Annotated in this window: 24 protein-coding genes; 4 read left to right on the forward strand and 20 right to left on the reverse strand. The window is 67.0% G+C overall.

The window, feature by feature from the left end:
• Positions 1-56 precede the first annotated feature (56 nt).
• The 10 genes from tolB to G5V65_RS05670 all read right to left on the reverse strand — a co-directional run bounded on the left by tolB (position 57) and on the right by G5V65_RS05670 (position 9,770).
• Positions 57-1,397, reverse strand: a complete 1,341-nt coding sequence (tolB, locus tag G5V65_RS05625; RefSeq protein ID WP_206526688.1) for a Tol-Pal system beta propeller repeat protein TolB — start codon at positions 1,395-1,397, stop codon at positions 57-59.
• 112 nt (positions 1,398-1,509) lie between these two features.
• Positions 1,510-2,715 carry a cell envelope biogenesis protein TolA gene (locus G5V65_RS05630; RefSeq protein ID WP_165047747.1) on the reverse strand — a complete coding sequence of 402 codons (1,206 nt, stop codon included), beginning with the start codon at positions 2,713-2,715 and terminating at the stop codon, positions 1,510-1,512.
• 14 nt (positions 2,716-2,729) lie between these two features.
• On the reverse strand, positions 2,730-3,203 hold the full coding sequence (gene tolR, locus G5V65_RS05635; protein WP_165047750.1) for a protein TolR: 474 nt from the start codon (positions 3,201-3,203) through the stop codon (positions 2,730-2,732).
• Positions 3,204-3,206: 3 nt separating this feature from the next.
• Positions 3,207-3,902, reverse strand: a complete 696-nt coding sequence (gene tolQ / locus G5V65_RS05640; RefSeq protein WP_165047752.1) for a protein TolQ — start codon at positions 3,900-3,902, stop codon at positions 3,207-3,209.
• Between the two features lie 153 nt (positions 3,903-4,055).
• Positions 4,056-4,457 (reverse strand): tol-pal system-associated acyl-CoA thioesterase, encoded by a 402-nt coding sequence (gene ybgC / locus G5V65_RS05645; protein ID WP_165047754.1) that lies wholly within the window; start codon positions 4,455-4,457, stop codon positions 4,056-4,058.
• Between the two features lie 106 nt (positions 4,458-4,563).
• On the reverse strand, positions 4,564-5,325 hold the full coding sequence (locus G5V65_RS05650) for an ATP-binding cassette domain-containing protein (RefSeq protein ID WP_165047756.1): 762 nt from the start codon (positions 5,323-5,325) through the stop codon (positions 4,564-4,566).
• A gap of 5 nt (positions 5,326-5,330) precedes the next feature.
• Complete coding sequence (locus G5V65_RS05655) at positions 5,331-6,443, reverse strand: ABC transporter permease (protein ID WP_165047759.1); 1,113 nt, start codon at positions 6,441-6,443, stop codon at positions 5,331-5,333.
• A 106-nt stretch (positions 6,444-6,549) separates the two neighbouring features.
• Positions 6,550-7,491 carry a substrate-binding domain-containing protein gene (locus tag G5V65_RS05660; protein ID WP_165047760.1) on the reverse strand — a complete coding sequence of 314 codons (942 nt, stop codon included), beginning with the start codon at positions 7,489-7,491 and terminating at the stop codon, positions 6,550-6,552.
• A gap of 80 nt (positions 7,492-7,571) precedes the next feature.
• Positions 7,572-8,390 (reverse strand): TIM barrel protein, encoded by an 819-nt coding sequence (locus G5V65_RS05665; RefSeq protein WP_241250460.1) that lies wholly within the window; start codon positions 8,388-8,390, stop codon positions 7,572-7,574.
• 348 nt (positions 8,391-8,738) lie between these two features.
• Positions 8,739-9,770 (reverse strand): substrate-binding domain-containing protein, encoded by a 1,032-nt coding sequence (locus tag G5V65_RS05670; protein WP_165047762.1) that lies wholly within the window; start codon positions 9,768-9,770, stop codon positions 8,739-8,741.
• Positions 9,771-9,920: 150 nt separating this feature from the next.
• On the opposite strand from G5V65_RS05670, the gene G5V65_RS05675 reads away from it, so the two are divergent.
• The 3 genes from G5V65_RS05675 to G5V65_RS05685 are packed head-to-tail and all read left to right on the forward strand — an operon-like array spanning position 9,921 to position 12,074.
• A complete protein-coding gene (locus G5V65_RS05675; RefSeq protein WP_165047764.1) occupies positions 9,921-11,015 on the forward strand; it encodes a fatty acid desaturase family protein in 1,095 nt (364 codons plus the stop codon).
• Positions 11,016-11,025: 10 nt separating this feature from the next.
• Entirely contained in the window at positions 11,026-11,340 is a 315-nt protein-coding gene (locus G5V65_RS05680; RefSeq protein WP_165047766.1) for a MocE family 2Fe-2S type ferredoxin, read from the forward strand.
• The gene (locus G5V65_RS05685; protein ID WP_206526689.1) at positions 11,340-12,074 is read left to right on the forward strand and encodes a 3-methyl-2-oxobutanoate hydroxymethyltransferase; all 735 of its coding nucleotides are present in this window, start codon (positions 11,340-11,342) and stop codon (positions 12,072-12,074) included. The genes G5V65_RS05680 and G5V65_RS05685 overlap by 1 nt, the downstream gene beginning before the upstream one ends.
• 89 nt (positions 12,075-12,163) lie before the next feature.
• On the opposite strand, the gene G5V65_RS22635 is transcribed toward G5V65_RS05685, so the two are convergent.
• From G5V65_RS22635 to G5V65_RS05725, 9 genes are all read right to left on the reverse strand, one after another.
• Positions 12,164-12,298, reverse strand: coding sequence for a hypothetical protein (locus G5V65_RS22635; protein ID WP_277602911.1), 135 nt, complete (start codon positions 12,296-12,298; stop codon positions 12,164-12,166).
• A complete protein-coding gene (locus G5V65_RS05690; RefSeq protein ID WP_165047770.1) occupies positions 12,288-13,142 on the reverse strand; it encodes an XdhC family protein in 855 nt (284 codons plus the stop codon). The genes G5V65_RS22635 and G5V65_RS05690 overlap by 11 nt, the downstream gene beginning before the upstream one ends.
• A complete protein-coding gene (locus G5V65_RS05695; RefSeq protein WP_165047772.1) occupies positions 13,139-14,314 on the reverse strand; it encodes a vWA domain-containing protein in 1,176 nt (391 codons plus the stop codon). The genes G5V65_RS05690 and G5V65_RS05695 overlap by 4 nt, the downstream gene beginning before the upstream one ends.
• Entirely contained in the window at positions 14,311-15,189 is an 879-nt protein-coding gene (locus G5V65_RS05700; protein WP_165047774.1) for an AAA family ATPase, read from the reverse strand. Before G5V65_RS05700 ends, G5V65_RS05695 begins: the two co-directional genes overlap by 4 nt.
• Before the next feature lie 66 nt (positions 15,190-15,255).
• On the reverse strand, positions 15,256-17,676 hold the full coding sequence (locus G5V65_RS05705) for an aerobic carbon-monoxide dehydrogenase large subunit (RefSeq protein WP_165047776.1): 2,421 nt from the start codon (positions 17,674-17,676) through the stop codon (positions 15,256-15,258).
• A complete protein-coding gene (locus G5V65_RS05710) occupies positions 17,673-18,164 on the reverse strand; it encodes a (2Fe-2S)-binding protein (protein ID WP_165047778.1) in 492 nt (163 codons plus the stop codon). The genes G5V65_RS05705 and G5V65_RS05710 overlap by 4 nt, the downstream gene beginning before the upstream one ends.
• Positions 18,165-18,176: 12 nt before the next feature.
• On the reverse strand, positions 18,177-19,031 hold the full coding sequence (locus tag G5V65_RS05715) for an FAD binding domain-containing protein (protein ID WP_165047780.1): 855 nt from the start codon (positions 19,029-19,031) through the stop codon (positions 18,177-18,179).
• 136 nt (positions 19,032-19,167) lie between these two features.
• On the reverse strand, positions 19,168-20,286 hold the full coding sequence (locus G5V65_RS05720; protein ID WP_343162823.1) for an MHYT domain-containing protein: 1,119 nt from the start codon (positions 20,284-20,286) through the stop codon (positions 19,168-19,170).
• A 76-nt stretch (positions 20,287-20,362) separates the two neighbouring features.
• Positions 20,363-21,070, reverse strand: a complete 708-nt coding sequence (locus tag G5V65_RS05725) for a GntR family transcriptional regulator (RefSeq protein WP_165047782.1) — start codon at positions 21,068-21,070, stop codon at positions 20,363-20,365.
• 242 nt (positions 21,071-21,312) lie between these two features.
• On the opposite strand from G5V65_RS05725, the gene G5V65_RS05730 reads away from it, so the two are divergent.
• Entirely contained in the window at positions 21,313-22,740 is a 1,428-nt protein-coding gene (locus G5V65_RS05730) for an NCS1 family nucleobase:cation symporter-1 (protein WP_165047785.1), read from the forward strand.
• Positions 22,741-22,792: 52 nt separating this feature from the next.
• Here the strand turns inward: G5V65_RS05730 and G5V65_RS05735 are convergent, their stop codons facing one another.
• Complete coding sequence (locus tag G5V65_RS05735; protein ID WP_165047787.1) at positions 22,793-24,277, reverse strand: FAD-dependent oxidoreductase; 1,485 nt, start codon at positions 24,275-24,277, stop codon at positions 22,793-22,795.
• Between the last annotated feature and the right edge of the window lie 9 nt (positions 24,278-24,286).

Below are 24,286 nucleotides of genomic sequence, written 5' to 3' on the forward strand. Positions count from 1 at the left end.
TTGCGGGCCAGCATATCAGGTTCGCGCGCGCCTGTGAATCGGGCGCGCGCCATGTCTCAGGGCAGAAGCGGCGACCAAGCCGGATCGGAAGCCGGGCCCTCGGTCGGGATCTGCCGCAGGTTGCGCCCGGAAATGTCGACGCTGAACAGCGCCGCCTGCCCGCCCGCCCCCGCGCTTTCGCGCGTGAACATGATCACCCGGCCATTCGGTGCCCAGGTCGGGCCTTCATCCAGGAAGGACGCCGTCAGCAACCGCTCCTCGCTGCCATCCGTCCGCATCACGCCGATATGGAACCGGCCCGCATTCTGCTTCGTGAAGGCGATGTAATCCCCCTGCGGCGACCAGACCGGCGTGCCATAACGCCCCGGCCCCGAGGAGATCCGTGTCCCCTCGCCCCCGCTGGCGGGCATCACGTAAAGCTGCTGGGTGCCCGACCTGTCGCTTTCAAAGACGATCATGCTGCCATCGGGCGAAAAGCTGGGCGCGGTCTCGATCGACGGCGCATTGGTCAGCTGCCGGATCTGCCCGCTGCCCACATCCAGCGCATAGATGTCGGAGTTTCCGCCCCGCTCCAGGCTGAACACCACCGTCCGCCCGTCGGGCGCAAAGCGCGGGGCAAAGGTCATGTTGCCATCCGTCTGGGCCAGGGCCTGCACCTGCAGCGATCCGACATCCATCAGATAGATGCGCGGAAAACCCGATTCATAGCTGGTAAAGACGATCTGGTTGCCCGTCGGCGAAAACCGCGGCGCCAGCACGATGGACCCGCCATCCGTCAGATAGGCGATGTTCGCGCCGTCGTAATCCATCACCGCCAGCCGCTTCACCCGCTGGTTCTTCGGCCCGCTCTCGGCCACAAAGACCACGCGGCTGTCGAAATAGGGGCCTTCCCCCGTGATCCGGCTATAGACCGCATCCGCCACCTTGTGCGCCATCCGCCGCCAGGTGCCGGGCGTGCCCGCGAATTGCAGCCCTTCGCCCATCTGCTGGCCGCTGAACACGTCGAACAGGCGGAACTTCACCACGATCTGATCGCCCGACGCGCTCACCGCCCCCACGATCAGCGCCTGCGCATTGATCGCCTGCCAGTCGGGAAAGGACACCGGGCTGTCAAAGCTCGACACCCGCGCGATATGCGCCTCGGCCGGGATCTCGCGGAACAGCCCGGTTCCGGCCAGATCCGACGCAATCACCCGCGTGATGTTCGCGGCATATTCGGCGGCCGCGCCATTCTCGGCCACGAAGCCCGGCACGGCAAAGGGCAGGGGTTCGATCACGCCATCGGTGATGGTGATGCGCAGCGGCCCCTGGCCCTGGGCGGCGGCGGGCGCAAGCGCCCCCACGAACAGGCCAAGCGCAAGCGCAAGCATGGGGGTGAGGGTTCTGACAAACATCATCTTGGCCCCAATCTCCTCGGTCAGTCGATTACAACATGCCGCGAACGGCGCTTCTTCGGGGACACAATGGCGCGAGCGGCGCCGCCATGCCGGCATCTGTCGGGGCGCGCGGTCATCGCATCCGCATCCCGTTCGGGTCGAATACCAGTTCCATGTTGCGCCACTGGTCGTATTTCTCGGGCGGAAGCGGAAAACCGCGCGCGCCGCAGCGGATGATCGCCCGCCGCGCCGCCTCGAAGGCCTGCCGCGTGGCCGTGTCCGACTCGCCGTTCGAGGCGATCATCGTGATCGACCCGGCATCCGGCACGCCGTCCTGCCCGACGCTGACCGCCACCGTCACCGTTGTCCGCAGCGCCTCCATCGACAGCGCGCCGACATTCCAGCAGGCCTGCACCGCCACCCGCAGCGCATCCTGCTCGCCCGCCGTCATCGGCGGGCCCGCGGGCAGATTGCTGTCCTGCGCGGCGGCTTCGGCGGCGGCGGCCTCTTCCGCGGCGGCCTGATTGTCGGCCAATGCCTCGGCCAGGGCGGCGGCCACCGCATCCTCGGTCGCGCTGTCCTCCGCCGGCGTCTCCGCAGGCGCGGGCACCTCCTCGACAGGCTCCTCGGGCGTGGCCACCCGTTCGGGCCGCGACCGCGGCCGCAACGAGGCGGTCATCTCAAGCTGGGGCGCATCCTCTTCGGTCTCCACCGCCTCGGTCACGATCTGCGTCGTGGCCTCTTCCGGCGCGGCGGCTTCCTGCTGCTCCTCGACGATCTGCGCCTCTTCGCTGGGCTGGTCGGTCACCTCTTCGATCACCTGCTCGGCCACCTCGGGCGCATCCACGCTTTCCACCGGCACCGCGGCCACCCGGTCCACGGGCCGCGGACGCGGGCGAACATCCGACGGGGCCACGGGAATGGGCTGCTCCACCTCGGCGATGGGGGCCACGGGATCGGGCGTCTCGATGGGCTGCGGCACCGCCTCGACGGGCAGATCCTCGGGCAAGGGCTCTTCCGGCGGGGCCACCGGCGGCGGCTCCTCGGCGGGCGGCGGCGGCTCGTCCGGCACCACCGGCTCGGGCGGCGCGATCTCCTCGGGCGGCGTGATCTCGGGCTCCTGCGGCGCGGGCTCCTCCGCCGGGGGCTCCGGGGTCAGCGGCGTCGCGGGCGGCGGGGCTGACGCCATCATCGCGTCGAACTCCGCCCCCGTCATCAGCGACACCTCGGCCACCTGAATCTCGGGCAAGGTCGGCGCACGGAACAGCCAATCCCCCAGGATAACCCAGAGGATCACGCCCGCATGCGCGACACCCGAAATGATCTGGCCCTTTTCCATGCTCCGCCCGGCCGTCAGCCGCCGTTACCGTCAAGCGTCGGGCCGCCCGCATCCGTGACCAGCCCGATATTGTTGAACCCGCCCGCGTTCAGCGCGCCCATCACCTCGGCCACCCTTGCATAGGGGATGGATCCGTCCGCCCGCAGGAAGATCTTGTCCGACGTCCGCTCCGCCGCAATCGCGCTCAGGCGCGAGATCAGCTCTTCCGGCGCCGTCTCCGTCGTCTGGATCAGCAGCTTGCCATCCGCCGTCATGGTGATCGCCAGCGGCTCTTCCTGCTCGGCCGGAAGGGCATTCGCCGCCGTTTCCGGCAATTCGATGGGCACCCCCACCGTCAGCATCGGCGCCGCCACCATGAAGATGATCAGCAGCACCAGCATCACGTCGATGAAGGGCGTGACGTTGATATCCGCCATCGGCCCCGCGCGCCGCCGCTTGCGCCCGCGCCGTCCGCCCCCGCCTGCCCCCTTGGCTATCCCGGCCCCCATGGCTCAGGCGTCCAGCTGGCGCGACAGGATGGTGGAAAACTCGTCGGCGAAGGATTCATACCCGTTCAGGATACGCTCGCTGTCGCTGTTGAGCTTGTTATAGGCCACCACCGCCGGGATCGCCGCCACAAGGCCGATGGCGGTTGCCAGCAGCGCCTCGGCAATGCCGGGGGCCACGACGGCCAGGTTGGTGTTCTGGCTGATGGCGATCTGCTCGAAGGAATGCTTGATCCCCCAGACCGTCCCGAAAAGCCCGATGAAGGGCGCGGTGGAACCGGTCGTTGCCAGAAAGCCCAGCCCCTTGTTCAGCACCTCGTTCTCGCGCGCGATGGCCACGTCCATCGCCCGGTCGATGCGCGCCTGCGCCCCCGCGATCAGCTTGCCATCCTGCCGGTGGCTGCGCCGCCATTCCGTCATGCCTGCCACAAAGATCCGCTCGCTCGCACCCTGCGGCTGCGGCCCGATGGTCTCGTAAAGCTCGTCCAGCGGCTCGCCCGACCAGAAGGCACGGTCGAATTCCTCGGCCTCTGCCCGCGCGCGCCGGAAGGTCAGCACGCGCTGGATGATGATCGACCACGACCAGAAACTCATCAGCAGCAGGGTCATCAGAACCAGCTTGTTGGTGAGTGTCGCTTTCATGAAAAGCGCAAGCACGGAGAAATCAATCTCCTGCGCCGCCGCGAGGGTTTCCGTTTCCATTACGCCTGCTCTTGTTGCGGGGCCATCCTTGGCGCGGCCCTTTAGCGGTGATTCTATCCGTTTTCCATGCAGAATGCCAACACATCTGCGCGACATTGCCGCAACCGGCAGCAAGCTGCCGCTGCAGCGCAGAAAAAGCGCGCCGCGCCGCCGTCAGTGATGCAGCGGCGCCAGCCTGGATCGCAGCCCGGCCGGGATGCGTGCCGCCACGCCCGCCTCCGAAAGGCAGACCAGCACCACCCGCGCGGTGAACAGGATCGCCCCGTCCCGCTCCACCGTCTGCTCCACCTCGATCCGCGCGCCGCCCAGCGCAAGCAGCCGTGTCTTCACCACCAGCAGATCATCGAACCGCGCCGGACGCAGGTAATCCGCCTCGACCCGGCGCACGGCGAAGACAATCCCCTCCTCGCGCTTCAGCGCCGCCTGATCCACCCCCAGCGACCGGACCCATTCCGTCCGCCCGCGTTCGATGAATTTCAGGTAATTCGCGTAATAGACGATGCCGGCAAGGTCGGTATCTTCGTAATAGACGCGCAACTCGATCTGATGGGTCATCGGCATTTCCAAAAGGCGCCGCGCCGGGGGCGCGGCAGGGCGGCAGTTCACCCCCCTGCTTACCCGGTCACGGCCCAAAGGTCCAAGGCCCTGCCCGCGCGCCGCGTCAGGCCGCCTCTGTCCCGCCCTTCACCCCAGTGATGTAGGACACGATGTCATTCCCGTCCGTCTCGTCCTTGCGCAGGCTGGCCACGATCCGCCCGCGCCGGAACACCACGATCCGGTCCACCAGATCGAAGACCTGCCGCAGGTTGTGGCTGATCAGGATCAGCGGCACCCCCCGGTCCTTCAAGCCCCGGATGATGTTCTCCACCTGCGCCGTCTCCTGCACGCCCAGCGCCGCCGTCGGCTCATCCATGATCACCAGCTTGCTGGCAAATGCCGCCGTCCGCGCGATGGCCACGCATTGCCGCTGCCCGCCCGACATGTTGCGGATCGGGTTGTCCACGTTCGGGATCTTCACCGCCGTCGTCTTCAGCGCCTCCAGCGTCCGCTCGCGCATCGCCTTGCGGTCGAGGATGGAGAACGGCCCCAGCCGGAACCTGAACAATTCCCGCCCAAGGAACAGGTTCGACGGCACGTCCAGATCATCGGCCAGCGCCAGCGTCTGGAACACCGTCTCGATCCCGGCCTCGCGCGCCTCCAGCGGCCCTGCAAAACTCACCGGCTGGCCGTCGAAGAAAATCTCCCCCGCCGTCCGCTGCTCCACCGCCGTGACCTGCCGGACGAAGGTGGATTTCCCCGCCCCGTTGTCGCCCACGACCGCCACATGCTCACCCTCGTGCAGCACGAAATCCGCGTCCTCCAGCGCATGCACGCCGCCATAGCGCTTCGTCAGGCCCCGGGTTTCCAGAATGATCCTTGCCATGTCCCTCACCCCCGCGTCCGCGTGCGTTGCCGCCACTGGTCCAGAACGACCGCCCCGACGATGATCGCGCCCTTCACCATCTCCTGGTAATAGGCGTCCAGCCGGATCGAGGTGAAACCCGAGATGATCACCGAAAAGATCGCAGCCCCCAGCACGGTGCCGATGATCGACCCGCGCCCCCCGGCCAGCGACACACCCCCGATCACCGCCATGGCAATCGCGTCCAGTTCGTACATCACCCCCATGCCCGCCTGCGCCGTCAGGTTCTTCGACGTCAGCAGGATCGCGGCCACGGCGGCCAGCAGACCGGCCATCGTATAGACCAGCACCTTGTGCCGATCGACATTGATCCCCGACATCCGCGCCGCCGCCTCGTTCGACCCGATGGCATAGCTGCGCTTGCCGTACAGCGTGTATTTCATCACCAGATGGAACAGCACCGCCAGCAGCACGAAGACCACCGCCGGGTTCTGCCCCTGCCAGGACAGCAGGCCGAAGGTCATCCCCCCCAGCAGATCGCCATTCGCAAGGCTCCCGTACCCCTCGGTCGGAAAGCTGACAGGCTGCCCGTTCGACCACCACCGCGCCACGCCGCGCGCCGATACCATCATCCCCAAGGTCGCGATGAAGGGCGGGATCTTCGTATAGGCCACCAGAAGCCCGTTCACCAACCCTGCCAGCAACCCGCAGGCCAGCCCCGCGGCAATCGGCACGATCACCGGCAGGTCCATCGCCCAGTCCCCGAAGATCGCCTTCGGGTTCGGGTTCCCGTTCACCATCGCCGTCTGCGCGAAACTCATCACGATCATCGCCGTCGCCCCCACGACAGAGCCCGACGACAAGTCGATCCCCCCGATGATGATGACCTGCGTCACCCCCAGCGCGATGATCCCGATGATCGCCACCTGCAGGATCATGATGTCCAGCCGCTGCTGGTTGAAGATCGCGTCCACATTGTCGCGCATGTTGAACAGGAAGGATCCCCCCTGCATGCGGTTCAGAACCTCGAAGATCACAAGGATCAGGACAAGCGCCCCGAACACGTTCCATTCCGGAGCGCGCGTCCTCTTCGCCGGATCGTATTTCAGGCCACCCAGCCCATGCGTCGCCTCTGCCATGGCGTCCTCCTCCCGCTTGCCGTTTTCATCCATCCTGCCACAACAGGCGCAGGAATGAAGCGGGGCGGCGCTTGCTCCGCCGCCCCCTTGTCATCCCGCGGGGGGATCAGTTCTTGGACAGGTAGCCGTCGATATTCGCAGGCGTCACCAGTTCGAAGGGGACATAGACCTTCTGCTCCACCGCCTCGCCCGCGGCCAGCTTCACCGCCGCATCCAGCGCGCCGCCACCCTGCGCCGCCGCGTTCTGGAACACCGTGATGTCCAGCTCGCCCGCCTGCATGGAGGCCAGCGCGTCCTGCGTCGCATCCACGCCCGACACGATGACCGAAGCCATGTCGATGCCCGCCGCCTTCATCGCCTGGATCGCGCCCAGCGCCATTTCGTCATTGTTGGCCAGCACGCCGTCGAAGGCCGCGCCCGTGGACAGCCAGTTCGTCATCAGGTTCTGCGCCTGATCCCGCGACCAGTTGGCGGTCTGCTGGTCGATGACATTGACCTTCACCGCGCATTCGCCCGCTTCCATCACGTCGTAATAATTCTGCGTGCGCTGCACGGCGGCCTGATTGGAAAGCTCGCCCTGCATGACATAGACGCTCACCTCGTCCTTGCCTGCGGCCTTCCACTGGTTGCACTGCTCGATGAAGCCCTGACGCGAGGATTCGCTTTCGTTCGACGCGACAAAGGCCTGATTGTCGGGCAGGCTGTCCACGTTGATCGGCTGGCGGTTCACATAGACCAGCGGCACGCCCGCGGCGGCAGCGGCATCCGTCATCGCCTGCGTGGCGGACGTATCGACCGGGTTCACGATGATCGCATCCACACCCGACGCGATGAAGTTGTTGATCTGGTCCAGCTGCTTGGCCACGTCGTTCTGCGCGTCCTCGATCTGCACCGACAGGCCCGCCGCATCGGCCTGCGCCTGAATCCCGTTGCGCAGCACGGTCAGGAAGTTGTCATCGAACAGCGCCATCGACACGCCGATCCCGTCGGCCATCGCGGTGGTCCCCATCAGCGAGACGAAGCCCGCAGCGATCAGGGTCTTTTTCATTGGTTCTCTCCTCCACTGTCGGTGTCCGGCACACCGTTCTCCCTGCCGGACCGCCCGCTTCCGGGCGGCATTCCCTCCGCTCAGGCCTCCACGCCCGCGCGGATGAATTCCATCGAAGCCGCCAGCGCGGGTTTCGGATCGGTCAAGTCATGGACCGACGGCGCAAAGGGCTCGTAACTGATCGGCCCCGCATAGCCCGCGCGCCGCAGCGCCCGGATCTGGGCCACATTGCCCAGCACGTCATCACCATCGACCAGCACCCGATGCGGATCGCGCATGTCGTCCAGCGGGATCATGTCCTTGACGCCCGACACATGGACGATCCCCGTCAACTCCGGGAAGATCGGCCCGAACCCCGCCAGCGCATGGTGGAAGGTGTCATGCACCATGAAACAGGTGCCGACCCCGCCCACCGCATCAATTGCCTCGGCCAGCACGTCCTTGTAGCGCAGCGAACAGACTGCAAAGCCCAGCGGCTCCACCGTCGCCTTCAACCCATGCGCGCGCAGCATCGGCAGGATTTCCCGCAGCGCCGCCTCCGTCACCTTGCGGCTCTCGCCCCGCTCCGTCGCCACGCCGTCATTGCGCGGGATCAGGCTCACCGCCTCGGCCCCTGCCGCCACCGCGATCCGCATCAGCGCCTCAGCCTCCGCCGCCTTGGCATCGGACCAGTCGTTGAACATCTTGACCTCGGCCAGCGCAAGGAAGCGCAGACCGCGCGCCCGGACCGCCGCCCCCACCGCCGCCGGATCGGCCCCGCCGAACAGCGGCCCCGCCAGATCGTTGCGATACTCCACCCCCACGCAGCCCAGGCCCGCCGCGAGATCGGCAAAGGCCTCCCATCCCAGTCGCGGGGCGGTCATGTGGTTCAGGGCAAAGGGCAGCATCTCTACGGTCATCCTCGATCACGGCGTCGCAGGCCCGTTGCCCGCATCATGCCATAGTTTCGCAGTAATGGAATATTCATTCCAAAGAAGCGGTTTCTTTTGTGCATCGGACCCAGGGCGCAGATTCATCGCGCAGATCGTCAGAATTGACGATTTTTCGTCATTTCTGGCCTCCTGTCCGGAAGGCAGGGCCGAAGGAGAAAACGCCTCCGCGTGCATACACCCTGCTGCACCGCGCGCGGCACTGCGCCGCTGAACAGGTGATTTCAATGGAAAAGCCCGTTTCCCGGCCCGGGTTCGCCCGAGGGGACCGTCCTCACCCCCAGGCTCGGAGTGGTTCTCGCCGACAGCGCCCTGCCGTCAGATCGATTCCGCCACATGCAACTGGACCGGCAGAAACACCTGCCCCGCCCCGCCATTCCCGCGCTCACGCACGGCCCGCACCATCAGCCCCAGCACCGTCTGGCACAGATCCGGCAGCGGCGTCGCATCGACCATCGTCACCCAGCCCTGGGCCAGACCCGCCCGCGAGTCGGCGGTCACTTCATTCACCACCACCGCCACCTCGCCCGGCCTGCGCGCCTGCTGAAGCGCGGCAATGGCCCCCTCCATCCCGCCCCCGGCAACGAAGATCCCGCGCAGGTCGGGATGGCGGGTCAGCAGGTTCAGCGTCGTCTCATAGGTCAGCTGCCGGGTCTCGAGGTTCACGATGCTCTCCAGCACTTCAAGATCCGGCCTTTCCTCGCGCAGAAAGGCCCGAAACCCCGTCTCGCGCAGGTCATGCCCATGCCAGCGCGCCCCGCCGACGAAGATCGCCACCTTCCCGCCGCCCCGAACGGAAAGCGAGATCATCCAGGCCGCCGTCCGCCCCACCTTCAGGTTGTTCAACCCCACATAACCCGCCCGCACGCCTTGCGCGAAATCAGACAGCAGCGAAAAGACCGGCACGCCCTGCGCCTTCAACGCCTCCACCGCCGCCGTGATCTCGGGATGGTTCACCGCCGTCGCCGCGATCACATCGCAGCGCCCCGCCATGCCCCGCAGGAGCCCCGCCACCTCGCTCGGCGCCTGACTGGCCGAGAATTCCATGACCAGCTGCCCCTTCACCCCCGGCAGCAGCGCGACGGCCGACCGGAACTCGCGCGCCATGTTCTGATAGAACTCCTGCCCCTGCTTGTGCAGCAGCACGCCAAAGCGCACCGAAGGCACCGCCCTGCCCGCGCCCTCCGTCAGCCGCGCCGCCGCCGGATGCCCGATCCGCAGCGCCGCCTCCAGCACCGCCGCGCGGGTCGCAGCCGCCACCGCCTCGCGCCCGTTCAGCAGCCGATCCACCGTCGCCACCGAAACCCCCGCCGCCGCCGCCAGCGCCGCCATGCCCGGCCGTCTTGCCATCGCATCACCTGATGATTTTTCGTCATTCTTCTGCATCACTATGACGAAAAGCGGCGAAAGATCCAGCATTTGCCCTACCGAAAAGCGGAACGATTGTTCTAAGCTGCCCCAAAAGACCGGCGCGCGCCCCGCGCCGAGAGGGAGGATCGCATGGCGAAAAGAGACTACAGCCTGCTCGGCTCCGATGGCGCCCGCGCCGTCGAAACCGGGCTTGCCGCGGCGGAGTGGTATCACACAGATGTCCCCCGCAAGGTGATGAAAGAGTTGATGCAGCGGTCGGATCAACCGGCGATCCGCGACACCATCATCCTCTACGGCTGCATGATCGCCTTCGCCGCCGGGGGCATCGCGCTCTGGGGTTCATGGTGGTGCGTGCCATTCTGGGCCGCCTATGGCGTCCTCTACGGCTCCGCCTCGGATTCGCGCTGGCATGAATGCGGCCACGGCACGGCCTTCAAGACGCCGTGGATGAACAACGCCGTCTACGAAATCGCCTCCTTCATGATCATGCGCAACTCCGCCACCTGGCGGTGGAGCCATGCCCGCCACCACACCGACACCTACATCGTCGGCCGCGACCCGGAAATCGCCATCATGCGCCCCCCGGCCTTCGTCAAGCTGATCGGCGCCTTCTTCGGCATCCCCGATGTCATCGCCTTCTTCCCCCGGATGATCCAGAACGCCCTCTCCGGCCCCACGGCCGAAGAGCGCACCTTCGTCCCCCAATCCGAATGGGCCAAGGTGCAGCGCGTGGCGATCCTCTACACCGCGATCTACGCCGCCACCCTCGCCACCGCGGTCTGGATGGGGTCCATCCTGCCCCTCATGGTGATCGGCCTGCCCCGCATGTATGGCGCATGGCACCACATCATGACGGGCCTCCTGCAGCATGGCGGCCTTGCCGACAACGTCATCGACCACCGGCTGAACTCGCGCACCGTCTACATGAACCCGATCAGCCGCTTCATCTACTGGAACATGAACTACCATGTGGAACACCACATGTTCCCGATGGTCCCCTATCACGCCCTGCCGCGTCTGCACGAAACCATCAAGCACGACCTCCCCGCCCCCAACCGCTCCATAGCCGAGGCCTTTGCCGAGATGTGGCCCGCCCTGCGCCGCCAGCTCGCCTACGAGGATTATTTCCTGCGGCGCGACCTGCCCCCCACCGCGAAACCCTATCGCGAAGATTTCCACCGTGCGGCCCTGGGCGACCTGCCCGACGCGCTGCCCGCCGAATGAGGATTGCCCGATGCCCCAATGGATCCGCGCCTGCGCCACCGACGACATCGACGAAGAGGACCTGATCCGCTTCGATCACGCCGGCGCCACCTACGCCATCTACCACTCCCCCGAAGGCGACTTCTTCGCCACCGCGGGCCTCTGCACCCATGAAAACGTGCATCTCTGCGACGGGCTCGTCATGGGCCACCTGATCGAATGCCCGAAACACAACGGCCAGTTCGACTACCGCACCGGCGAAGCCAGGCGCACCCCCGTCTGCGTCAACCTTCGCACCTTCCCGGTCAAGGTCGAAGGCGGCGACGTCTATATCGAGGTGCCGTGATGGCGAAACGCCTGACCGTCCGCGACCTGCTGGATCAGCGCGGCAAGCACCAATTCGCCATGCTGCGGGTCGAAACGCTGGAAGAGGCCGAAGCCGCCGAGAAAGCGGGGGTCGAACTTCTCTCCATCCCGCCCGCCATGATCATGGACCGCCGCTTCCGCGACGCGGCCCCCACCGCCTTTGCCTTTCCGGGCGACAATTTCTACGAAATCGGCGACACCGCCGATTTCCTGAAATGGGCCTTCCCCCTCTACAAGCACGGGGCAGACGGCTTTTACTGTTCCGGCTCGCTGACCACCATCCGCGCCATGGCCGATCACGCCCTGCCCGTCTGCGGCCATGTCGGCCTGATCCCGTCCAAACGCACATGGACCGGCGGGTTCAAGGCAGTGGGCAAGACGCTGGAAACCGCGCAACGCGTCTGGAACCAGGTCAAGGCGCTGGAGGAGGCAGGCGCATTCGCGGCGGAAATCGAGGTCGTCCCGCATGCCATCACCCAGGCCATCGCGGAGCGGACCAGCCTCTTCCTCATCTCGATGGGCGCAGGCGCGGGCGGGCATGCCCAATACCTCTTCACCGATGACGTGCTGGGCCAGAACCCGGGCCACATCCCCCGCCATGCCAAGGTCTATGCCGATTTCGCGGGCGAATATGCACGGCTTCAGGAAAAGCGCGTCACCGCCATGCGCGCCTTCGCCGATGACGTGCATGACGGCACCTATCCCGCGCCCTAGCATCTGGTGGACAGCGATGCCGATGTCGTCGCCGCCTTCCGCGACTGGCTGGACCGCGTCGCCTGACTACCGCCCCGACGCACCGGGGATCAGCAGCAGGGAAGCTTCACCTGCACCATGATCGCGGCCTGTTCCGGCGTCAGCGGCGGAAACAGCCGCGCCCAAAGACCGGGCCCCCGCGCAGCAACCACGGCAGGGGCCTGCACCTGTGCCTCATCCGCCATGCGCTTCCCCCCTTCCCCCGTCCCGCCGCAACATCACGATCTCGGCCAGGATCGACAGCGCAATCTCCTCCGGCGTGATCGCGTGAATGTTCACCCCCGCCGGGGCCTTCACCCGTGCCAGCGCCTCTGCCTCCATCCCCCCGGCGATCAGCCGCTCCGCCAGCGTCGCGAACTTGCGCCGCGATCCGACAAAGGCCACGTGCTCCGCCCCCGCCGCCAGCGCCGCCCGCAACCCCGCCTCATCACCCTTGCCCTGCGTCGCCACCACGATAAAGCGCCGCGCGCCCGGTGCGGCCTCGCCCCCGCCCTCTGCCCCGGTCGGCAGCACAAAACCGTCCTGCACGCGCTCTGCAGGCCCCTCCGTCAGGCCCGGCGCCGCCATCGTCCGGTGCAGGTCGAACCGCCCCGCCAGATCGCACAGCGCCATCGCCACAGGCCCCGCACCAAAGACCACCAGCCGCGGCCTCGGCAGCACCGGCTCCACGAAGATATCCATCGACCCTTTCGACGGGCAGCCATTCCGGGCAAAGCGCACCCCCGCCCGCTCCTCTCCAGGCGCCACCCCCTCGGCCGCCAGCAATTCCTCCGGCCGTAACGAGATGAACTGCGGCTGCCCTGCCTTGATCGCCGCAGCACCCGCCTTGCCCACCGCCGACCGCGCGCATCCCCCACCGATCCAGCCCTCGGCAATCGTCCCATCCGCAAGGACGATCGCCTTCGCCCCCGGCTTCGCGCTTGTCGCATCCACCGTCCGCACGACGGTGGCGATGGCAAAGGGCTCTCCCGTAGCCCGCAGGCTGGACAGGCGGCTTTCGAAACGGTCCTCGAAACGCGCGGTGATCATAGCCGTTCCAACTCCTTCTCCAGCCCCGCCAGATCGTCCAGCGTGCCTGCCGGGGCAAACAGGTCCAGATAGGGCAGCGCCGCCGCCATGCCTGCGGCCACGGGCGCGTAATCGCGCCAGCCCTTCAACGGGTTCAGCCAGACGATCCGGCACCCCCGCCGCGCCAGCCGCGCCATCGCCCCGGCCAGCGCATCGGACGACCCGCTGTCATAGCCATCCGACAGGATCATCACCACCGTCCGCCCATCCACGAAGCGCCGCGCATGGGTGGCGGCAAATTGCGCCAGGGCCTCCCCGATCCGGCTGCCGCCGCCGAACCCGTCGGCCAGCAGCGTGATCCGGTTCAGCATGCGCAAGGGGTCCTCCTCGCGCAGCGCCTCGGTCACCCGCACCAGACGGGTATGGAACAGATAGGCATCCGCCGCCCCATCCCTTCGCATCAGCCCCGCCATGAAGGCAAGGAACGCCCGCGCATAGGGCAACATCGACCCCGACACATCCACCAGAAGCGCGATCTTCACCGGCCGCTCCGGCCGCCTGCGCCGCATCAGGCGCAAGGGCTCCCCCCCGGTGCCGACCGAGGCGCGGATCGTCCGCCGCAGGTCCAGCGCCGCGCCCCGCCGCGCCGCCTTGCGCCGCCGTGACCGGCGGTCGCGCAGCGCCTGCCCCAGGGCCCGCGCCACCGCCTCCGCCTGCCGGATATCCTCGGGCGGCACCACCTCGCGCAGGTCCTTGCGCCGCAGGTTCCGCACCGCCGTCGCGATCAGCCGCCCTTCGCCATCGCCCTCCCCGTCGCCACCGCCCACGGCCTCCGTCCCCGGCTCAGGTGCCGCGCCGCTGCCAGAGGCACCCTCCCCCAGCATGGCCGACCGCGCCGCAGGGGGTGTGCCCGCAGGCACCGCCCGGCTCCGCACCCGGCCCCCATTTCGCCAATAGGCATCGAACACCGCATCGAACCGCGCCCAGTCCTCGGCACAGCCACAGGCCACCGCCTTCAGCGCCCGCCGCACCGCGGCCTCCCCCACCCCGGCCGCGGCCAAGGCCGCCAAGGCCAACTCCGTCTCGCCGATCCCCAGCCGAAACCCGTTTTCCCGCAGATGCGCCATGAACCCCACGACCCGCGCCGCAGGCCCCGCATCCCGCGCGGCAAAGCGGGTGACGCGCCCCCTCATGCCGCCCGCCCCGCCAGACGCTGCGCCACTTCCGTGCTGATTGCCGCCCTGTCGGCCTGCGTCTTGAGCAAGGTCGCCAGCGCCGCCTGCAGCACCCCGGCATCCTCCGTCAGGTCTGCCACGCCCAGCCCCGCCAAGGCGGCGGCAAAATCCAGCATCTCCGCCACGCCGGGTTTCTTTTCCAGCGCCTCCTTCCGCAGGTCCTGCACGAAACCCACGATCTGCGCCCCCAAATCCGCCGCCACCTGCGAACAGCGCGCCTGAAGGATCGCCAGTTCCGTCGCCCGGTCGGGATAATCCACATGCGCATAAAGGCAGCGCCGCCGCAGCGCGTCCGACAGGTCGCGCGTGCCATTCGCCGTCAGGATCACCATGGGCCGCGTCACGGCGCGCAGCGTTCCCATCTCGGGAATGGTGATCTGGAAATCGGCCAGCACCTCCAGAAGATAGGCCTCGAATTCCTCATCCGCCCGGTCGATCTCGTCGATCAGCAGGACCGGCGCCACCGGCTGCCGGATGGCCCGCAAGAGGGGTCGCTCCAGCAGATAGGCCTCTGAGAACAGCCGCGCCTCCACCGCGCTGCCCGTCTCGCCCGCTTCGGCCAGCGCGCGGATCGCCAGCAACTGGCGCTGATAGTTCCACTCATAAATCGCCTGCGCCGCGTCCAGCCCCTCATAGCATTGCAGCCGGATCAATTCGCAGCGCTTCCACGCCGCCAGGGCGCGGGCGACTTCCGTCTTGCCCACCCCCGCCGCCCCTTCCAGAAGCAAGGGCCGCCCCAGCGCCAGCGACAGATGCAGCGCCATCGCAAGGTCGGCAGAGGCAACATAGCCCTGCCCTGCAAGCCCGTCCTGCACCGTGCTGGCGGATGCCATCGCGAAACTCCTGCAGTTTCAAAGGAAAAGGGGGGTCCGGGGGGGCCGTTGCCCCCCCGGCCTCGCTCAGCCATGCAGGCCCAGATCCCGCGCGATCTTCCAGATGCGCCAATGGTCATGCGGCATGTGGCTCTGCCGCAGGCCGAAGGCCCGGAAGGCATCATGCACCGCGTTGGAAAAGGCCGGAACCGACCCGACGTTGGGGCTCTCCCCCACCCCCTTCGCCCCGATGGGATGGTGCGGGCTGGGCGTCTCGGTATGATCGGTCGTGTAATGCGGCGTCTCCCATGCGGTGGGCAGGAAGAAATCCATCAACGTCCCGGTCTTGACGTTGCCGATCTCGTCATAGGCGATCTCCTGCCCCATCGCGATGGCATAGCCCTCGGTCGCCCCGCCATGCACCTGCCCCTCGATCACCATCGGATTGATCCGCGTGCCGCAATCGTCCAGCGCGTAGAACTGCCGCACCTCATGCTCGCCCGTATCGACGTCGATCTCCATCACCGCGATATAGGCCCCGAAAGGATAGGTCATGTTGGGCGGATCGTAATAGCTCACCGCCTCCAGTCCCGGCTCGATCCCCGGAATGGCCTGATTGTAGGCCGCATAGGCGATCTCCTTCATGGTCTTGAACCGCTCCGGCGCGCCCTTCACCTGGAACCGGTCCACATCCCATTCCAGATCCCCCTCATGCACCTCCAGAAGCCAGGCCGCGATCATCTGCGCCTTGGCGCGGATCTTCCGCCCACACAGCGCCGTCGCCGCCCCTGCAACGGGCGTCGACCGGCTGCCATAGGTGCCAAGGCCATAGGGCGCGGTATCCGTGTCGCCCTCCTCCACCGTGATGCTGTCCGCGCTCAGCCCGATCTCGCTTGCGATGATCTGGGCGAAGGTCGTCGCATGGCCCTGCCCCTGCGAAATGGTGCCCAACCGCGCGATGGCCGATCCGGTGGGGTGGATACGGATTTCGCACGAGTCGAACATCCCCATCCCAAGGATGTCGCAATTCTTCACCGGCCCCGCCCCCACGATCTCGGTGAAATGCGTCAGCCCGATGCCCAGCAGCTTGCGCGTCCTGCCCGCCTTGAAATCGGCGATCCGCTGCGCCTGCTCCTCCCGCAGCCCCTTGTAATCCACCGCCGCCAGAGCCTTGTCCCATGCGGTGTGATAGTCCCCTGAGTCATATTCCCAACCCAGTGCCGACTGATAGGGGAACTGCTCCTTGCGGATGAAATTGATGCGCCGCAACTCCGCCGCATCCATCCCCAACTCGATCGCCAGCACCTCGATCATCCGTTCGATGAAATAGGCGGCCTCCGTCACGCGGAAGGAACAGCGATAGGCCACCCCGCCGGGGGCCTTGTTGGTATAGACCCCGTCCACACCCACATAGGCCACCGGAATGTCATAGCTGCCGGTGCAGATGTGAAAGAACCCAGCCGGAAACTTCGTCGGGTCCGCGCAGGCGTCAAAGGCCCCGTGATCCGCCGTCACATGGCAACGCAGCGCGGTGATCTTGCCCTCTTTCGTGGCGCTGATCCGCCCCTTCATCCAATAGTCACGCGCAAAGGCCGTGGCCATCAGGTTATCCATCCGGTCCTCGACCCATTTCACGGGTTTCCCCGTGACGATGGAGGCCACGATGGAACAGACATAGCCGGGATAGACCCCCACCTTGTTGCCGAACCCCCCGCCGATATCGGGCGATACCACGCGGATATTGTGCTCCTCGATCCCCGACAGAAGCGAGGCCACGGTGCGCACCACATGCGGCGCCTGGAACGTGCCCCAGACCGTCAGCTTGCCATTCACCTTGTCCATGGAGGCCACGCAGCCACAGGTCTCCAGCGGGCAGGGATGGGTGCGGTGATAGTAAACCATCTCCTCGGCCACCACTTCAGCCGCACCAAGCGCCTCTTCCGTCGCCGCCTTGTCGCCCGTCTCCCACAGGAAGATGTGGTTGTGATGCCGCCGCGGCCCATGCGCGCCCGACATGATCCCGTTCAGATCCTCGCGCAGAACCGGCGCATCGGGTTCCATCGCGGCGAAGGGGTCCACCACGACGGGCAGTTCCTCATAGTCCACCTCGACCAGTTCGATGGCATCGGCGGCGATATAGCGGTCGGTCGCCACGACGAAGGCCACCTCCTGCCCCTGAAACAGCACCTTGCCATCCGCCAACACCATCTGCTTGTCGCCCGCCAGCGTGGGCATCCAATGCAGGTTCAACGGTGCCAGATCGGCCGCCGTCAGCACCGCCACCACGCCGGGCAGCGCCCGCGCCGCATCGGCATTGATGGATTTCACCCGCGCATGGGCATAGGGGCTTCGAACGAAATCCCCAAACAGCATGCCCTGCAGCTTGATGTCATCGACATAGTTCCCCTTGCCCTGGGTAAAGCGGACATCCTCCACCCGCTTCCGGCTGGTCCCCATGCCCTTCAGATTGGCGATGCGCTCCTCGCGTGTCGGCGTCAGGTCGTTCATTCCGCAGCCTCCTTCGCATTCATCTCTGCCGCCGCAGCCATGATCGCCTTGACGATGTTCTGATATCCCGTGCAGCGGCACAGGTTCCCCGCCATGCCAAAGCGCACCTCTTCTTCCGTGGGCTGCGGGTTCTCCTGCAGCAGACGATGCGCCCGCGTGATCATGCCGGGCGTGCAATAGCCGCATTGCAACCCGTGATGCTCGCGGAACATCCGCTGCAGCACATGCAGCCCGTCCGGCCCGCCCAGACCCTCGATGGTGGTGATCTCCGCCCCATCCGCCTGCGCCACGAACACGGTGCAGGCCTTCACCGACCGCCCGTTCATATCCACCGTGCAGGCCCCGCAATGGCTGGTCTCGCAGCCGATATGCGGCCCGGTGATCCCCAGTTTCTCGCGCAGCGTATGGATCAGCAATTCGCGCGGTTCGGCCAGCACCTCATGCACTTCGCCATTCACCGTCAGGCTGACCTGCATCTTCTTTCCCATGACCATCCCCCCTCAGGCCCGCGCCCATGCCCGGGCAATCGCCCGGCCAAGGATCACGCCCGCCACATGCCGCTTGAACTCGATCGGTCCGCGATTGTCCTTCTGCGGGTCGATATCGCCCAGCATGGCCGCCACGGCCGCCTTGACCGCCGCCGCGCCGCAATCGCTGCCCACCAGCGCCGCCGCTGCCGCCTCTGACCAGACCGGCACATCCGAAAGGTTCGTCGTCGCAATCGACGCGCTCGCCACCTTGCCGCCAGACTTCGTCAGAAGAACCGCCGCCGCCGCCGTGGCATAATCCCCGATCTTGCGCTTCTGCTTTTCATAGGCATAGCCGCCCGCCGCCACCGGCAGGGTGATCCGCGTCAGGATCTCGTCATCCGCCCGCTCTGTCGCATAAAGCCCGTGATAGAAGCCCCGCGCCGCCACCTCGCGCGTCCCGCCGGGGCCTACAAGCGTGAAACTCGCGCCCAGACATTGCATCAACCCCGGCATGTCATTTCCCGGATCGCCATTGGCGACATTGCCCCCCACCGTGCCCACATAGCGCACCTGCGGATCGGCGATCTGCAACGCCGCCTCGCGCAGCAGGGGCACCGCCCTCGCCAGCCCCTCATGCCCGATCAGCTCCGCCTGCGTCACCATCGCCCCGATGGTCACGCGGCCCCCTTCCACGGTGATCCCCTTCAACTCGGCCACCGCCTGCAGATCGACAAGATGGCCAACCGCCGCCATCCGCAGCTTCATCATCGGGATCAGGCTATGCCCCCCCGCGATGACCCGCGCCTCGTCGCCATGGTCCGTCAAAAGGCCGATGGCCGACGCAAGGTCGCCCGGCCGGTGATATTCAAAGGCCGATGGTATCATGTGTTCCTCCCGCCCTGCATCCGTCCCGCGCAGTTGGGGAAAAGCTATTGCCGCCGCCCCGCCTGTTGAGGGGCGACGAACCAATGCGGCGCTGTTTTGCACGAAATGCGAAATGCCCGCACGAACTGCGACAGCGCTACAGACCCAACGCCTCGCGCAGGTCTGCCAGCCGCGCCCGGCTGACCGGGATGCGCAGGCCCTCGGCCCCGTCCACGCTGCACTGGCCGGAATCCTTCTGCCGTTCGAACCGCACCACATGGGCCGGGTTCAGAAGGAAACTGCGATGCACCCGCAGGAATCCCAGCGGGGCCAACCGCTCCTCCGCCTCAGAGATCGACCAGGGGCAGAACAGCGTCTCGGCCCCCTTCTGCAGCATCGTGTAATGCCCCTCGGCCCGCAGGGCGGATACCGCCGCGGGATCGAGGAAATAGGTCCGCCCCTCGCGCTCATGCGGGATGCGCAGCGCGACGGGCTCTGCCCAGGGCAAGGGCGGCGCGGCCTTGGGTGCCTCCGCCGGGGCGGCAACCGCCACAGCCGCCCCCTCTTCCGCCGAAGGCGCGAAAGTGATCCCCGTCAGCAGGAAGGCCGCCGAAATCACAAAGGCCGACAGCGTCACCAGAATGGCCAGCGTCTCGTTGCTCAGCGCAGGCCCCATGTCGCCCGCATCGCCATCCGGCAGGAAATCCGTCCCCGCCATGGCGATGAAATGCACCATCACCACCGCCAGCCCAAAGCACACCGTCCCAAGGATGATGTTCTTCCGCCCCCGCTCGGAATAGGCCACCCGCACCGCCAGCACCGGCAACACGACCGAGGCCGCAATCGCCCCCGCCACGCCAAGCGGCGTATAGACCGGGCGGCACAGTTCCATCCCCGACATCCCGATGTAATGCATCAGCGATATGCCCAGCCCGATGATCGCCCCCGCCAGCGCAAGGCTGCGCGGCGTGCGCGCCCGGAAATGCAGGATCAGCAGCGCAAGCCCCGTCATCAGGATCGCCACCAGCGCCGAAACCAGCGTGGTCAGCAGGTCATAGCTGTAAAGGATCGGCAGTTGCAGCCCCAGCATCGCCACGAAATGCATCGACCAGATGCCCCCGCCCAGCGCCACCGCCGCCATCGACACCGCCACCTTGCGCTGCGTCACCGACAGCCGCGATACGCCCCGTGTCAGCGACAGCCCCGTGAACCCCGCCATCAGGGCCACGGCAAGGGCCGCCACCACAAGACGCCAGTCATGGCTGAATTCAAGCACCCGGCAGCCTCCCCGCCAACGGACCAAGGATCAGCTTACAACCCGCAGGGCCAGACCGAAAGCGCCGAACAGGCCCTCATCCCCGCTCCGGCCCGGCCTGCTCCACCCCCCACCAGCGCATCGTATGGCGCAGATGCTGGGCAATCGCCTCGCCCGCCCGGTCGGCATCGCGGGCCTCCAGCGCGGCGATGATCTCCAGATGCTCCGTCATGGCCGAGATGATCCGGTCCGGCAGAAAGGGGCGCTGGGTCTGGATCACGGCGATCCGGTCGCGGTTCTCGTCATAGATGCGGCCCATGACGCCGGGGCCAAGCCCCCGCGCCATCAGGTCATGCAGCGACAGATCCGTCAGGATCGCCTGACGCTGCATTTCGGGCGTCACCGCCGCCTCGGCCGCATCGCGCAGGCGCAGATGCGCCGCCCGCAGATCGGCCAGCGGCATCGCCTCCCCGCGCGCGATCAGCCGCCGCGCGCCTTCGGCATCCAGCAGCGCGCGCAACTCCAGGCATTCCCGCGTCATCCCGGGGCTGGCCTGCATCACCATCAGCCCGCGCTTGGGCAGCACCGTCACCAGCCCCGGCCCCTCGGCCCGCTTCACCGCCTCGCGCACGGCGGCCATGGGAAAGCCCAGCCGCTCCACCAGCATCGGCATCGACAGGAACATCCCGCCGGGCAGGCGACCATCGCGCAACTGCGCCAGCAGCGCCTGATGCGCCTGATCCGTCAGCTTCGCCTCCGATGCCGCCCCTGCCAGCCCCCCGCCGGGGCCGATCACATCCGCCATCTCTCCCCCCCGGCCGCCGCTGCGGCCGTCACTCACCCGGCACCGGATTGTCGCCCTTTGCCTGAAACTGTTTCTCGCCACACGCAGGTATCCACAATGTGACATAGCGCGTAACATTTTACCTGCGACATTACGTGATGCACCAGAAGAGTCCACCCCCCTGAGCGGCCAAGACCCGCAGGCGAAGGACCAGCCGATGTCGCGCTCCAACCGGAAGCTGCGCCGCGCGCAGGAGGGAAAAGATGACATCCGTTTCACATGCAGAAGACTTCACCGCCGATACCGATGCCCTGCGCCCGGTCACGGCTGACGAGAAAAGCTGGGGCTGGTTCGCCATCTTCAACGTCTGGGCCAATGACGTGCAGTCGCTCTTCGGCTATACGCTGGTGGCCTCGCTCTTCATCTCCTACGGCGTCAGCGGCTGGACGGCCTTCGCCGCCCTGATCGCCGCCGGGCTTTTCGTCATGTTCCTCGTGAATCTGTCCGGCGCCGCGGGCGAGAAATACGGCATCCCCTACCCCGTCTTCGCCCGCGCCAGCATGGGCACCGCCGGGGCGAAACTGCCCGCCGTGCTGCGCGCCGTGGTGGCCGTGTTCTGGTATGGCGTCCAGGTCCACTTCGCCTCCACCGCGCTCTCGCTGCTGATCCGGCTTGTCACCGGGGCCGAAGGCGGCGGCAGCTTCCTCGGGATGGGCACCATCGACTGGATCTCCTTCCTCGTCGTCTGGGCCTTCCACATCGCCATCTTCTGGCGCGGCATGGGCTGGGTCGAAAGCTTCCTGAACTTCGCCGGTCCCTTCGTCTATGCCGTAATGATCGGCCTTGTGATCGTGCTGTGGGTCAAGTCCGACGGCCAACTCCTGCACCACGCCCAGACCATCTTCGCCAATCCCCAAGCAACCTGGGGCACCGAAATCGCGGGCTTCATCGCCATCATCGGCACCATGGTCGCCTATTTCGCCGCGGTGATGATCAACTTCAGCGATTTCTCCCGCTATGCCCGCAACAAGGAGGCGATGATCAAGGGCAACCTCGCAGGCCTGCCCTTCAACATGATCCTCTTCTCGGCGCTGGCCCTGCTCACCACCGCAGGCGCGGCGGCGGTCTATGGCGAACAGATCATCAACCCGACGGAAATCGTCGAACGCACCGACAGCGTCCTTCTGGGCATCATCGCCGCCATCACCTTCTTCGCGGCCACCGTCGGCATCAACCTTGTCGCCAACTTCATCCCCGCCGTGAACGGCATCGCCAACCTCGCGCCCGAACGGATCGGTTTCCGCAAGGCGGGGCTGATCACCTCGGTCTTCGCCCTGGTGATCGGCGGCCTCTGGACGGCGGTGATCAGCGAGATCGGCATCGCAGGCTTCGTCAACACGCTGGGCGCGATGCTGGCCCCGCTCTATGGCATCCTGATCGCGGACTACTACCTGATCCGCAAGCAAAGCCTGAACCGCGACGATCTCTACAACATGGACGGCGGGCGCTATCACTATGGCAACGGCTGGCACAAGAACGCCTTCATCGCCTTCGCCATCGCCGCCGTCTTCTCGGTCGCCACCGTCTGGGTGCCTGCCTTGGGCCAACTCGAAGGCTATGGCTGGGTGATCGGTGCGGTGCTGGGCGGGGTGATCTACCACGCCCGCTGCAAGGGCCGGATCGCCGTCTGACCGGCAGGCCGCAGGGTCAAATGGGGGGGGCGGGCCAATGGCCCGCCCTTCCCTATTCCGCCCGCAGGATCCGATCTGCCGCCCGCAAGGCCAGCGCCGCCACCGTCAGCGACGGGTTCACCGCGGCCGAGGTCGGCAGGACCGAGGCATCGACGATGAACAGATTGTCCAGATCATGCGCCCGCAGATCGGTATCCACCACCGAAGCCGCCGGATCCTCCCCCATCCGCGCCGTCCCGCATTGGTGACTGGGCTTCGATTTCGGAAACCCCCGCGACAGCACGATGGGCCAGCCCGCCCGCCGCATCGCCCGCTTCAACCGCCCCACCAGCAGGTCATGCGCCTCTGTATTGGTGCGCCGCCAATCCAGCACCACCCCGCCATCGCGCCACATCACGCGTGAGTCCGGGTCCGGCAGGTCCTCCGACATCGCCATGATATGGATCGAATGATCCGCCACATGCCGCGCCAGCCACAGGGGCAGCCCCGCCTCGCCCGCCAGGATCGGCCCGGTGATCCGCCCCAGCATCTGGATATTCCCCAGGGGCTCGCCCCCCGGCCCGCCGGTCAGATACCAGTCATTGATCTGGATGGTCTTCTCATAGACCGACCGGTTCCGCCGCAGCGGGTTCCAGGCCACCATCCCCGTCAGGTTGTGGTTCATGAAATTCCGGCCCACCTGATCGGACCCGTTCGCCAGCCCGCGCGGGTTCTCCGCACTCACTGACGCCAGCAGCAGCGCCGCCGACATCACCGCCCCGGCGCACAGGCAGACGACGGGCGCAGAGATCACCTCGCGCCGCCCGCCCCGCTCCACCTCCACGCCCGTCACCCGCCGCCCCTCGGCCAGCAGCCGCACCACCCGCGCGCCCGTCACCAGATCCACATTCGGATACCGCAGCGCCTCGGCCAGCCCGCAGCTTTCCGCATCCGACTTGGCCCCCGTCGTATCAGGGAAGGCATCCCATGTCGTCGGCGCGCGCTTCAGCCAGGCGTCGATATCCACGCCCAGAGGCAGTGCGGAAACATGCAGCCCCTGCGCCGCAAAGGCCGCCCGCAGCGCCGCGATATCCGGCTCATCCGGCACGGGCGGAAAGGGATAGGGCGCGGATCGCGGCGGTTCGGTCGGATCGCCCGCCGCATCCCCCCGTACCCGATAAAGCTGCTCGGCGCGGGAATAGAAGGGCTCCATCACCTCATAGCCAAAGGGCCATCCGGGCGTCACACCCCCCATATGCCGCATCGGCGCGAAATCCGCCGCGCGATAGCGCAGCAGCACCGCTCCATAGAACTTGGTGTTCCCGCCCACAAAGGCATAGTTGCCCGGGTTGAAGGCCCGCCCCTCGGCATCGCGCCATGTTTCCTTCGGCTTGAAATGCCCGCGCTGGAAGATCGCCACCGGATCGCGCGCCTCGGCGCTGTCGGCCAGGCGCTCGCCCCGCTCCAGGATCACGATCCGCCGCCCGCTGGGGGCAAGCCCCGCCGCCAGCGTGGCCCCGCCCATGCCGGACCCGATGATCAGAATGTCAGGCTGCATCGCGCCCCC

The organism is Paragemmobacter kunshanensis (genome assembly GCF_011059185.1).
Lineage (GTDB): Bacteria > Pseudomonadota > Alphaproteobacteria > Rhodobacterales > Rhodobacteraceae > Paragemmobacter > Paragemmobacter kunshanensis.